At 58.3% G+C, this 12175-nt stretch carries 13 protein-coding genes; 4 read left to right on the forward strand and 9 right to left on the reverse strand.

Going from position 1 to position 12175, the window contains the following annotated elements; genetic code table 11:
* The first annotated feature begins 126 nt into the window (after window positions 1–126).
* The gene (locus tag GS614_RS03925) at window positions 127–1050 is read left to right on the forward strand and encodes a lysophospholipid acyltransferase family protein (protein WP_171115324.1); all 924 of its coding nucleotides are present in this window, start codon (window positions 127–129) and stop codon (window positions 1048–1050) included.
* On the opposite strand, the gene GS614_RS03930 is transcribed toward GS614_RS03925, so the two are convergent.
* Window positions 1051–1752, reverse strand: a complete 702-nt coding sequence (locus GS614_RS03930) for a thioredoxin family protein (protein ID WP_171115322.1) — start codon at window positions 1750–1752, stop codon at window positions 1051–1053.
* Window positions 1753–1976: 224 nt separating this feature from the next.
* On the opposite strand from GS614_RS03930, the gene acnA reads away from it, so the two are divergent.
* From acnA to GS614_RS03945, 3 genes are all read left to right on the forward strand, one after another.
* Window positions 1977–4667, forward strand: a complete 2691-nt coding sequence (gene acnA / locus GS614_RS03935; protein ID WP_171725548.1) for an aconitate hydratase AcnA — start codon at window positions 1977–1979, stop codon at window positions 4665–4667.
* Window positions 4668–4786: 119 nt separating this feature from the next.
* Window positions 4787–6289 carry a BCCT family transporter gene (locus GS614_RS03940; protein ID WP_171725549.1) on the forward strand — a complete coding sequence of 501 codons (1503 nt, stop codon included), beginning with the start codon at window positions 4787–4789 and terminating at the stop codon, window positions 6287–6289.
* Window positions 6290–6429: 140 nt separating this feature from the next.
* Window positions 6430–7131, forward strand: coding sequence for an SDR family NAD(P)-dependent oxidoreductase (locus tag GS614_RS03945; protein ID WP_171725550.1), 702 nt, complete (start codon window positions 6430–6432; stop codon window positions 7129–7131).
* A 29-nt stretch (window positions 7132–7160) separates the two neighbouring features.
* On the opposite strand, the gene GS614_RS03950 is transcribed toward GS614_RS03945, so the two are convergent.
* From GS614_RS03950 to secF, 8 genes are all read right to left on the reverse strand, one after another.
* Window positions 7161–7700 carry a DsbE family thiol:disulfide interchange protein gene (locus tag GS614_RS03950; RefSeq protein ID WP_171231406.1) on the reverse strand — a complete coding sequence of 180 codons (540 nt, stop codon included), beginning with the start codon at window positions 7698–7700 and terminating at the stop codon, window positions 7161–7163.
* Complete coding sequence (ccmD, locus tag GS614_RS03955) at window positions 7693–7851, reverse strand: heme exporter protein CcmD (protein ID WP_171115312.1); 159 nt, start codon at window positions 7849–7851, stop codon at window positions 7693–7695. The genes GS614_RS03950 and ccmD overlap by 8 nt, the downstream gene beginning before the upstream one ends.
* Complete coding sequence (locus tag GS614_RS03960) at window positions 7848–8621, reverse strand: heme ABC transporter permease (RefSeq protein WP_171362647.1); 774 nt, start codon at window positions 8619–8621, stop codon at window positions 7848–7850. Before GS614_RS03960 ends, ccmD begins: the two co-directional genes overlap by 4 nt.
* Before the next feature lie 61 nt (window positions 8622–8682).
* Window positions 8683–9339, reverse strand: coding sequence for a heme exporter protein CcmB (gene ccmB, locus GS614_RS03965; protein ID WP_171725551.1), 657 nt, complete (start codon window positions 9337–9339; stop codon window positions 8683–8685).
* The gene (gene ccmA / locus GS614_RS03970) at window positions 9336–9950 is read right to left on the reverse strand and encodes a heme ABC exporter ATP-binding protein CcmA (protein WP_171725552.1); all 615 of its coding nucleotides are present in this window, start codon (window positions 9948–9950) and stop codon (window positions 9336–9338) included. Before ccmA ends, ccmB begins: the two co-directional genes overlap by 4 nt.
* Window positions 9951–10094: 144 nt before the next feature.
* The gene (locus tag GS614_RS03975) at window positions 10095–10448 is read right to left on the reverse strand and encodes an Mth938-like domain-containing protein (protein WP_171614409.1); all 354 of its coding nucleotides are present in this window, start codon (window positions 10446–10448) and stop codon (window positions 10095–10097) included.
* A 12-nt stretch (window positions 10449–10460) separates the two neighbouring features.
* Window positions 10461–11225 carry a TSUP family transporter gene (locus GS614_RS03980; protein ID WP_371809375.1) on the reverse strand — a complete coding sequence of 255 codons (765 nt, stop codon included), beginning with the start codon at window positions 11223–11225 and terminating at the stop codon, window positions 10461–10463.
* A complete protein-coding gene (secF, locus tag GS614_RS03985; RefSeq protein ID WP_171115306.1) occupies window positions 11206–12174 on the reverse strand; it encodes a protein translocase subunit SecF in 969 nt (322 codons plus the stop codon). Before secF ends, GS614_RS03980 begins: the two co-directional genes overlap by 20 nt.
* Between the last annotated feature and the right edge of the window lies 1 nt (window position 12175).

Below are 12175 nucleotides of genomic sequence, written 5' to 3' on the forward strand. Positions count from 1 at the left end.
ACGGGTATTGCGCGATCCGGCCACCTGCTGCGGGTTCAGGTTTTCCGCCCGTCTGGGCGCTTGAGCTTGCAGGCATCGGGCTGTATGTCTTTCTCAGCAATTCGCAACACGCGGTGAGACACCTCCATGCCCGTTGAAAAGTCGGAGCTCAGCCGGTTTGAGCTTGGGAAATACTATGTCGCCAACCTGTTTCTGCAGGGGGTCATCCGCGTTATGCGCATGCTTCCGTATGAGCGGCGTATTGCAACGATGGGGGCCATCGTGCGGTTTCTGGCACCTGTTGTCGGGTTTCGCAAACGTGTTCGTCGGAATCTGAAGCTTACTTGCCCGGACTTGCCTGAAGCCGAAGTCAGGCAGATCTGCCGCGATGTGCCGGACAATGCCGGTCGTGCGATCATGGAACATTTTTCTCCGGAAGACTTTATCGAACGGCAGAGCAAGGCCAAGATTTCTGGGCCAGGTATCACTGCATTAGACGCGGCTGTTGCCGAGGGGCGTCCGGTCATGATGATTACGGCGCATTTCGGTCACTACCTGGCAGCGCGCATCGCCTTGCAGACATACAGCGGTCAGCCCATCGGCTGCCTGTATCGGCGGATGGCCAACCCGTATTTCAACGACGCTTATGTCGAAGCCTTCTACAAGACAGGCGCCCCGATGTTCGAACAGGGGCGGCGCGGAATGGTCGAGATGGTACGCTCGTTGAAAAAGGGCGGGATCATTGCCATCGTTTCCGATCTTCATGCAATGGGCGGTGAGGAACTGATGTTCTTCGGCAAACCCGCCGTGACATCCGTGCTGAACGCCGAGTTGGCCATCAAATACAATGCCGAGCTGATTCCGTGTTACGCGGTGCGTCAGCCCAACGGTATCGATTTTGAGATCGTTCTGCACGAACCGGTTCCGCACACGGACCCTAAAACCATGACCCAGTTCACCAATGACGATCTGGAAAAGATGGTGCGGCAGCATATGGGGCAATGGTTCTGGATTCACCGTCGCTGGAAACATTGGAACGGGTTGGGCATCAAACCGGAAGAAATGCCCTGATCACTTGACCCGGGTGGCGGCAACAATCGGCCCTTCCCCGGCCCTTTGAACCAGAACGACTGCCGGCAGGTCCAAACCAAGCTGAACCGTGAATGATTGCGGTGCAGTTCCATCCCATTGCCCCGCAATCTGCCAGGCCTCAACGACATTGGCATAGTCCAGCTCGTGCCCGGCCAGCTCTCCACGACGGATCGAAGCGTGACGCATGGGAGAATACTGAACCACATGCACGTCATAGGTATCGCCTTTCGGCAACTCGACGGGCGTCACATCCACTGTCACTTCATCGGCTGAGCGCACGGCCGTCACAAGCGCTTCGGGCGCTGCTTTCAGATGCGCTTCGATCAATCGATCAAGTTCACGGGATTGCGCCCCGACGATGTCGTGCTGCCCGTTGATCACCATCTGCGGGGTATAGATCATGGAACGCCCCCCCTCGCGGGCATAAGCCCGCTGCCGAAGCGTATGATCGGGGTTCGCATATTCGTCCTTCCACCCGATATAGTCCCAGTAGTCGACATGCAAAGCCAGCCCTATGACGTCGTCGCGCTTGGCCAAATCATGCATGATCCGATCCGCCGGCGGGCAGGATGAACACCCCTGAGACGTGAACAGCTCGACCACAACCGGGTCTTCCTCGGCCGCGACCTGTACCGCCACAAGGCAGGAAAACACGGTGGTCAAGGCAATGGATCTGAACATGTGAACTCTCGGGTTGAGCGGTTGGATCTCAGGGATAGCTGCTTTGACACTCAACAGCCAATCAAGGTTTCTTGAGGCTTTGATACATTCCCTCCGCGAAAAAGTGTACAATAGTATACAAAATTGCCTCTCATTGCGTGTTCAGCCTTGAACACGGGGGCTTGGTGATGCAGATAACACTCAGCAAATCCTAATATCCAAGTCATTTGAGAGGGAGGCCACAGATGCCCATCAAAGTCGGACAGGATACCGCCAAAACGCGCCGTAGTCTGAGCGTGAATGGTAAATCCATTTCCTATTATTCGATCCCTGCCGCACAAGAGGCCGGTCTGGGCGATTTCTCGAAACTGCCAGCCGCACTCAAGGTGGTGCTGGAAAACATGTTGCGGTTCGAGGATGCCGGGTTCTCGGTCTCGGTCGATGACATCAAAGCTTTTGCCGAATGGGGGGCCAACGGTGGAAAAAACCCTCGTGAAATCGCCTATCGCCCTGCCCGCGTATTGATGCAGGATTTCACCGGCGTTCCGGCCGTGGTGGATCTGGCCGCGATGCGTGATGGCATCAAGGCGCTGGGCGGCGACGCGCAAAAGATCAACCCGCTGAACCCGGTCGATCTGGTCATCGACCATTCCGTCATGATCGACGAATTCGGCAACCCGCGTGCGTTCCAGATGAATGTGGACCGTGAATATGAACGCAATATGGAACGGTATCAGTTCCTGAAATGGGGTCAGGGTGCATTCAACAACTTCCGCGTTGTTCCCCCCGGCACAGGTATCTGCCACCAGGTGAACCTTGAATATCTGGCCCAGACCGTCTGGACCGACACCGACCAGAACGGTGAAGAAGTCGCCTATCCCGACACGCTGGTCGGCACCGACAGCCACACCACCATGGTCAACGGCATGGCCGTGCTGGGCTGGGGTGTCGGCGGGATCGAGGCCGAGGCCGCGATGCTGGGTCAACCGATCTCGATGCTGATCCCCGAGGTCGTGGGCTTTGAGCTGACCGGTGATCTGGTCGAAGGCACAACCGGCACCGACCTGGTTCTGAAGGTCGTGGAGATGCTGCGCGAAAAAGGCGTGGTGGGCAAGTTCGTCGAATTTTACGGCGAAGGCCTGGATCGTCTGCCGCTGGCCGACCGTGCGACCATCGCCAACATGGCCCCTGAATACGGCGCGACATGCGGCTTTTTCCCGATTGACGGCGAAACGCTGCGCTACATGCGCAACACCGGCCGCGACGAGGATCGCATCGCGCTGGTTGAAGCCTACGCAAAGGAAAACGGTTTCTGGCGCGATGAAAACTATGCGCCGATCTACACCGATACCCTGTCGCTGGATATGGGCACGATTGTTCCGGCAATCTCGGGGCCCAAACGCCCGCAAGATTATGTTGCGCTGACTGACGCCAAAGCCGCTTTCGCCAAGGAAATGGCCGAGACCTTCAAGCGCCCGATGGGTAAACAGGTCGAGGTCAAAGGCGAAAACTATGGCATGGAATCGGGTAAGGTCGTGATCGCCTCGATCACGTCCTGCACCAACACGTCGAACCCTTACGTGATGATCGGAGCGGGCCTCGTGGCGCGTAAGGCAGCCGCGCTGGGGCTGGATCGCAAGCCTTGGGTCAAAACCTCACTGGCACCGGGGTCGCAGGTTGTGTCCGCTTACCTCGAGGCCGCAGGCCTTCAAGAGGATCTGGACAAGATCGGCTTCAACCTTGTCGGATACGGCTGCACCACATGTATCGGCAACTCGGGTCCGATCCAGAAAGAAATCTCGGAGGCCATTGCGGAAGGCGATCTGGTCGCCACTTCGGTCTTGTCCGGCAACCGCAACTTCGAAGGCCGCATCTCGCCTGACGTGCGCGCAAACTATCTGGCTTCGCCGCCTCTGGTCGTCGTGTACGCCCTGGCAGGCACCATGGACATCGACCTGACATCCGAACCGATCGGTCAGGACAAGGACGGCAACGACGTCTATATGAAAGACCTCTGGCCGACGCAGCAGGAGGTCGCGGAACTGGTCGAACAGACCGTCACGCGCGAAGCGTTCCAATCGAAATACGCCGACGTCTTCAAAGGGGACGAGAAATGGCAGTCGGTCGAAACCACCGATGCGGAAACCTATGACTGGCCGCCGACATCGACCTATATCCAGAACCCGCCCTATTTCCAGGGCATGGGCCCCGAACCGGGCACGATTTCCAACATCGAAGGCGCCAAGGTTCTGGCCATTCTGGGTGACATGGTCACGACCGACCACATCTCGCCCGCGGGGTCATTCGCGACGACCTCGCCCGCAGGCCAGTACCTGATCGAACGTCAGGTTCAGCCGCGTGAATTCAATTCATATGGTTCACGTCGCGGCAACCACGAGGTGATGATGCGCGGCACTTTCGCCAACATCCGCATCAAGAACGAAATGCTGGACGGCGTAGAAGGCGGTTACACCAAAGGCCCGGACGGTGAACAGACGTCAATTTATGACGCCTCGATGGCCTATCAGGCGAACGGCACCCCGCTTGTGGTATTCGGTGGCGAGCAATATGGCGCAGGCTCAAGCCGCGACTGGGCGGCCAAGGGCACGGCGCTGCTGGGCGTCAAGGCCGTAATCGCCGAGAGCTTTGAGCGTATCCACCGTTCGAACCTTGTTGGCATGGGAGTCATTCCATTCGAGTTCACAGGTGGCGACACCCGTAAAACCCTGGGGCTGAAAGGGGATGAAACCGTTTCGATTCACGGGCTGGATACGATCGAGCCGCTACAGGAAGTCCCCTGCACGATCGTTTATGGCGATGGAACCGAAAAGACCATCACCCTGAAATGCCGCATCGATACCGCGCCCGAGATTGAATACATCGAAAACGGAGGCGTGTTGCATTACGTCCTGCGCAATCTTGCGAAGGCATCATAACCGATACCAAAGCGTGCAATTCAAACCCCCGGCTACCCGCCGGGGGTTTTTTGTATTCTGGTCATTTATTCGAAAACCTGAAACTGTTGGGCAAGGTCATCAACGGAAAACCAAACGCCATGAAGAAACCCAACGCCCTGCTGGTATGTTCGCTCAGCGTAATTGCCGTGATCGGGATATGGGGTGTCGTGGACATTCAAAGCCTGGTGACCTGGGCAAGCGGCATCGTCCAGCAGACCTTCCACAGCCGCGGCTGGTTCGTGATGCTCGCCGCTTCGGGCATGTTGATCGGATGCCTGTTTCTGGCATTTTCACCCTATGGAAACATTCGCCTCGGCCGGGATGACGAGGAGCCAGAGTTTTCCACCGCCACATGGATTTCAATGTTGTTCTCCGCCGGTATGGGCGTCGGCCTGCTGTTTTGGGCTGTGGCGGAACCGCTGACCCATTTCAACTTCATCTCCGGCATGGCACCGGATTTCATCGCGGCGCAGCAGGCGATGCTGGCGACAAATTTCCATTGGGGGCTGCATGCCTGGGCGATTTATGGCTCCACCGCGCTGACAATTGCCTATTTCAGCTTCCGGCGCGGTACCGGGATGATGGTTAGTGCGCCGATCAAAAACCTGTTTCCCGGTGAACGCTGGGCTGAACGCGTCGGGTGGCTTTCGGACTTCATGGCGATCATCGCCATTGCCATTGGTGTCGGTGGCTCCATGGCCATGGGCGTGTTTCAGGTGGCAGACGGCATCGCAGTGCTGGGCGGTCGGGAAACGGTCGGCGCCCTTTTGATTGGTGTCGTGTTTCTGGCAATGGTTGCTGCGTATATCCCGGCACTCATGATCGATCTGGGCCAGGGCATGGCGCGCCTGTCCAATGCCGCCATGCTGATCGCAATCGGCCTTGTTGCCTACACGGTGGTCCTTGGCCCCACCGAATACCTTCTGAATACCATCGTTCAGGGGTTCGGAGACTATGTCACCAATGTCATTCCCAGGGGATTTCAGACCTTTACGTTCTTCAGCGATGACGTCACCAGATGGTTCAGCGACTGGACCCTTACCTACATGGTCTGGTGGATTGCCTGGGGCCCGTTCGTGGGCGTCTTTGTCGCCCGCATCTCTCGCGGTCGCACGATACGGGAATTCGTGATCGGCGTCCTGTTCGCCCCCACGCTGTTTTCAATCCTCTGGTTCGGTGCCTTTGGTGGCATTGGCCTGTTCGAGGCGCTCAATGGTGCGGGCGAGCTGCTGGCCTATACGCAGACAAATATCGAACGCGTGACCTTCGCCCTGCTCGACCGGCTTCCATTTTCCGTGATTACCACGCTTGCAACGGTACTGGCCGCCTTTCTGTTCATCGTGACCAGCGTCGTAAGCGCAGCCTTTGTTCTGGGCACCTTCTCGACGGGCGGGGACGAGAACCCCCCGCCGCGTGTGCGTCTGATCTGGGGGGGATTGCTGGGACTGCTGAGCGTTGCAATGATCCTTTCGGGATCCGTGGACTCGGTTAAGATCCTCATCTCGCTTGGCGCATTGCCCTTTGTCTTCATTTCGGTCCTGCTGATGGTGTGCCTGTTCCGCGGGCTCAGAGAGGAGGGGCAACGCAATGCTGATCGGTGATCTAACGGACACATTGATGAACCTTGTCACCTTCGCGTTCATCGCGGCAATGCTCTGGATATTGCTGCGCAAGTGACCGCATTCCGCCAGAGCAAAAAAACAACGTTGAATCCTGGGCGCTTTGCCGGTCATCTGAGTTCATGGAAAAAGTTGCACTGATAACCGGTGGTGCACGTGGAATTGGGCGGGCAATAGTCGAAGACCTGCGCGGTGATCACCATGTCGCCTTCACCTGGTTGGCCAGCCACCCCGATTCGGAATTGCTGAAAGGTGACGTTCTGGCGGTTCAGTCTGACCTTACAAAAGACAACCAACCCAACCGGGTGGTCGAAAAGGTCATTGATCACTTCGGGCGACTGGACGTGATCGTGAACAACGCTGGTCTTGTTCGCTCCACTCCGAAACAAGAGTTTCAGGCCGCGGACCATCGCGCCATTCTTGACCTCAACGTGCTGGCCCCCGCCGCGTTGCTTGCTGCGGCGTTGCCGCATCTGAAACGCGGCGCTTCGATCGTCAGCATCTCATCGATGAACGCAACATTGCCACCGCGCGACGCCGCGACCTATGGGGCAAGCAAGGCCGCGCTGAACCTCTGGACGCGCGCCATGGCGAAAGAGCTTGGCCCGGACGGAATCCGCGTCAACGCGGTAGCGCCGGGTGCCATCAACATCCCCGAAGACCCCCGTCCTGACGATCTGACATCGCTTTTCGTCAAGGAAATGGCGCTGGGCCGGATCGGAACTCCGGAAGACATCGCCAGGGTCGTTCGGTTTCTGACCTCGGACGCGGCGGGATTCGTAACCGGAGAGGTTCTGGGCGTGACCGGAGGCTATCGCTTGTAAGATAGCGTAAACCTCGTTTTCCAAATTGCTCAACCGCCCGCAGCCTTTTCCAACGCCGGACGCAGAGTGTTTTCAATCACACGCTGCGTGATCGGGCCGGCAAAGCGCAGAATGATCGTGCCGTCGCCATCAACCACATAGGTTTCAGGAACGCCGTAAAGGCCCCAATCCAATGCCATGCGACCCTTCTCATCACGTCCAATCGCGGCGTAGGGATCGCCAAGCTCGGTCAAAAAGGCTTGGGCGTTGTCCAGCTGGTCTTTGTAGTTGATGCCATAGACCGGGATGCCTTCGGCGGCCAGAGCCTCCAGATTGGGATGCTCGGCACGGCATGGCGCGCACCAGCTGGCCCAGTAGTTGACCAGCTTGACCTCTCCATCCCGCAGCGTGGCATCATCAAACAGCTTCTTTTCCGGGAACTCGCTCAGAACCACGGGCGGAGCCGGTTGGCCTTCGCGGGCAGAGGGCAACGCGTTGGGGTCTTCACGGAACATACCGATCCCGGCCAACACGGCGAAAGCGCCAAAAATCAAAGGCGGCGCGATCATCAGGGGCGATATCTTAGCCATTTCGCGAAATCCTTTGTTCGATCTTTTCCATTTCAGTGCGTACCTTGCGCCCTCGCATCACGCTGAACACGATCAATGCCACCAGCAGCACGATGGACACGGCATAAGACGACAAAACCGCGTCAGCATATTTTCCAAGATCGGGGATCATCCGCCTACCCTTTCCCGCGCCTGCAACGCCTTTATGCGCCGCGCGCGGATTTCAGTTCCGGTGCGGTACAGCACCAAAGCGATGAACAGCAGCACAAATCCGATAATGCACAGCAACAGCGGATAGAAGTAGATATTGCTGACTTTTTCTTCCGTATCGGCCCCGGTCACGGCTGCCGCGCGCATGACTGATGCGCCCTGATGCAGGCCCTGGTTCCAGAAGTTGACCGCATATCGGCTGAGCAGCGCGAACACGGATCCGACCAGACACAGAACCGAAGTCAGGTCCGCCGCAGTGTCCGGATCCTCGATGGCTTCCCACAACGCGACATAGCCAAGATAGAACAGGAACAGGATCAGAAACGACGTCAGGCGCGGATCCCACGCCCACCAGGTGCCCCACATGGGCTGTCCCCAGATCGCCCCGGTCAGCAACGCAATCAGGGTCATCACGATCCCGATCGGCGCAGCCGCCCGTGCCGCCAGCGCGCTGACATGATGACGCCGCACCAGCCAGACCAGAGAAGTTGCCAGCATCATCAGCCAGCAATTGATCGCCATCAGTGCCGCCGGGACGTGCAGATAGATGATCTTGACCGTCGACCCTTGTTTGTAGTCGTCCGGCGTGAAGAAGAACCCCCAGACCAGCCCGACGACGATGCTTAAAATCGAGACAATCCAGAAAAACGGCAGGACACGTTCACTGGTCGCAAGAAACTTGCGCGGGTTGGCGTATTCCCAGAGGGCATTGGCTTTGGCTGCTATAGACATGGGCCCTATCTAGTCCGAGTTGGGGGTTTTCTCAATTGACATCAGTCAAAGTTGGGACGGTTCACCGCAGATTGATACGCAACACAGCCGCGCTGGCGAAGGGCAACAACGCGATGGTGGCCGCCGTGATCCCCGCCAGCATCAACAACGGCGTCTGCACGTCCATCGCCGTTGCCCCACGCCGGGCGACCTCGGCCCCGAAAATCAGGGTGGGGACGTAAAGCGGCAACACCAGAAGCGACAACAGCAACCCGCCGCGCTTGAGACCGACGGTCAAGGCAGCGCCGAATGTTCCGATCACGCTCATGGCCGGGGTGCCGATCAGCAGCGAGATGACAAGCCAGAAAAACCCCTGCGCAGGCAGGTTCAGCAGGACCCCCAGAAAAGGTGCGGCCAGAACCAAAGGCAGGCCTGTGGTCAGCCAGTGGGCCATCGCCTTGATGGTCACGACTGATTCCAGTGGCAGCGGCGCCGTGGCCAGCAGGTCCAGCGATCCGTCCTCCCAGTCCAGCGCCAGAAGACGGTCAAGAGACAGCAGGCAAGCCAGCAACGCCCCCAGCCAGAGCACACCGGGCGCAATGGTGGACAGCAGTGACGATTGTGGCCCCACTGCAAACGGCACCATCACGGTCACGATCAGGAAAAAGGCCAATCCCAAACCAAACCCGCCGCCCGCACGGAAGGCCAGTTTCAGGTCGCGCAGCAGAAGGGCGATCACAGGAAGCCTCCGTCGAAATCGTCAATGGGTTTGGGTTTGGCCTTGTTCGGGCCGACGTCCAGAACCTCACCATCGAGGCCAAGGTCGATATGGGTCGCGATCAGGGCTGACCCACCCTGCCCCAGATGCGCGCGGACTGCATCGGCGAACATCTGCACCGCATTTCTGTCCAGAGAAACGGTCGGCTCGTCCAGCATCCAGATCGGCCGCCCGGTGACCAGCATGCGTGCCAGCCCCAGCCGCCGTTTCTGACCTGCCGACAGGTTCCCTGCATGGCGATCCGCCAGCTCGTTCAACTGGAACGCGTCCAACGCCGTCTGGATGCCGTTGGTTCCAAAAACAGAAGCCCAGAACGTCAGGTTCTCGGATACAGTCAGCGTCGGTTTCAGCCCGTCCGAATGGGACGCATATGCAATCTGATCTTCCTCGCCCTGAATCTGACCCTTCAGCGGCGGCTGCAACCCGGCCAATGTGCGCAGAAGGGTCGTTTTGCCGATCCCGTTCGGCCCACGCAGAATCAGCGCTTTGCCAGGAGGCAGCTGAAAGCTGAGATGCTCCAGGACGGGAATGCCACCACGGGTGATCGACAGGTCGGTTACAATCAGAGTCATGAGACCCGCTTATCGGAATGTCATCAAAGGCAAAAGGTGGGATTTGCCGCAGTTCGGTTGTGGGAGCTCTGTGGATAGAGGTCCGAGTGAGGGGCCAGCCCCTCACACACCCCGGGATATTTTCAGCCAGATGAAGGGATCCCGTCAGACCGGGATCAGAGCAAGCGCTATTCGACGACCTTCAGAAAGCAAGACATTGTAGGTGCGGCACGCAGCCGGAGAATTCATGATTTCGACGCCGACACCGGCACTCTCCAGCCGGGTGCGCAAAGACTGGGGAATGTGGGCCATGTCTTTGCCCGTACCGACAAGCAGAACGTCAATTCCATCGGCCAGCTCCAGAAGTGGCTGCGCATCTTCATAACCGCCCCAGGTGGCAGGTCCTGCGGGGCCCGTCAGAACGGCGCCTTCGAACACATCACCGCCAATGCGAAAAAAACCGGGGCCATAGCCATCAACCGGTTTGGCATCTGAAAACGTAACTTGGTTCAGGCGCATTTCTTCCCTCCTTCAATCCAGGATCGGCAAGCCGGACACCAGTGCTATCAGAATGACCGAATAAGCCGCAGCGCGATAGATCCGTTCGAGCTTTGGATCGAACAGAGCCTTGCCGATCAGTGTCGTGGTCAGATAGGGCAAGCCCAGCAGCAGGACAATCCAAAGGATCGACAGATCCGCAGCGCCTCCGATCAGGATGCTGAAGACGATGGCCACGTCCAGCAAAGCCAGAAAGATGATCGTGTTGGCACGAATCTTACGCACATCTGAAGAGCTGGCCAGATAGAATACGATAACGACCGGGCCGGTCAGTCCGGTCATGCCGCCGATCACGCCTGCGCTGCCTCCGATGGCCAGCCGTCCGGGTACACCCAGTCGCCCCTGCCAGCGCCAGCCAGTGACGATCGCCAACAGGGTCACGCCGGTGATACCGCAGGCGATCCAGCGCAGAACGACCGTGTCGGCCTGTGCCATGACCCAAAGGCCAAGCGGCACGGTTAATGCCGCTGCAACGCCCAAAGTGCTGATTTCGGTCTTGTCGCATTCACGCCATGCCTGCGGCGCCAGCGCAAAGGTCGATACGATCCCGGTGGCTGCCATCAGAAAGACGACATCGGCAATCGGCAGAAATTGAGTGGCCACCGGAACAAAGATCATCGCGGTGCCAAAACCAGTGAAGCCGCGGACAAGTCCCGCGGCTCCGATGGTAAGAACCAACCAACCCAGCCCCGGCAGGGACAAGGCCTGTTGCAACGCCTCAGGCATCAATATTGGCAAACTGGTTGCCCGCCGTGTTCGACGGCTTGGACCAGTCGCGCTTGACCCCCAGCCACAACAGGATGGTCGAGGCGACGAAGACCGATGAATAGGTGCCCACGATCACGCCCCAGATCATCGCGAATACGAAGCCGCGGATCACATCGCCACCCAGAACATAAAGTGAGATCAACGCCAGCAACGTGGTGACCGAGGTCATCACCGTCCGGCTGAGCGTCTCGTTGATCGAAATGTTCAGCACCTCTTTGAGGTCTTTCTTTTTGTACTTCCGCAGATTCTCTCGCACCCGGTCGAAAACGACCACGGTATCGTTCAGCGAATAACCGACGATGGTCAGAAGGGCCGCGATAATGGCCAGGTCAAACCGGATTTGCAGTTCCGAGAAGATGCCGATGGTCAGGATCACATCGTGAACCAGTGCCGCCACGGCCCCCAGCGCGAACTGCCATTCGAACCGTAGCCAGATATAGACAAGCACCGCGCCAATCGCCAAAGCCACCGCGATGACGGCGGTCTGGATCAACTCGCCCGAGACCTTGGGGCCCACGGATTCTACGGAGACGAACTGAATATCAGGTATTACCTGCTGCAACGCGTCCTCTACGGCGGTGATGGTCGCTGCTTCGACAGCCTCGGCATCTTCCTGCGCCTGGATGCGGATCATCGCAACGTTTTCGTCATCCGCAAAGGTTGGATCGAAAATCTCGGTGATGGTCACATCGCCCAGTTCCAGCGGGGCGATGGCATCTCGGTATGTGCCCACATCGATCTCGACCGCGCTTTGCGTCCGGATCGTCGTGCCACCCCGGAAATCAATACCGAAATTCAGCCCTTGCAGCATGAACGAGGTGAAGGCAATCACCATCATCAGGCCGGAAATGCCCAACCAGACCTTCCAGCGGTTGAAGAAATCGAACGAGGTGTTCTGGGGTACGAGTTTCAGTCTCATG

Source organism: Ruegeria sp. HKCCD6604 (genome assembly GCF_013110635.1).
GTDB lineage: Bacteria > Pseudomonadota > Alphaproteobacteria > Rhodobacterales > Rhodobacteraceae > Ruegeria.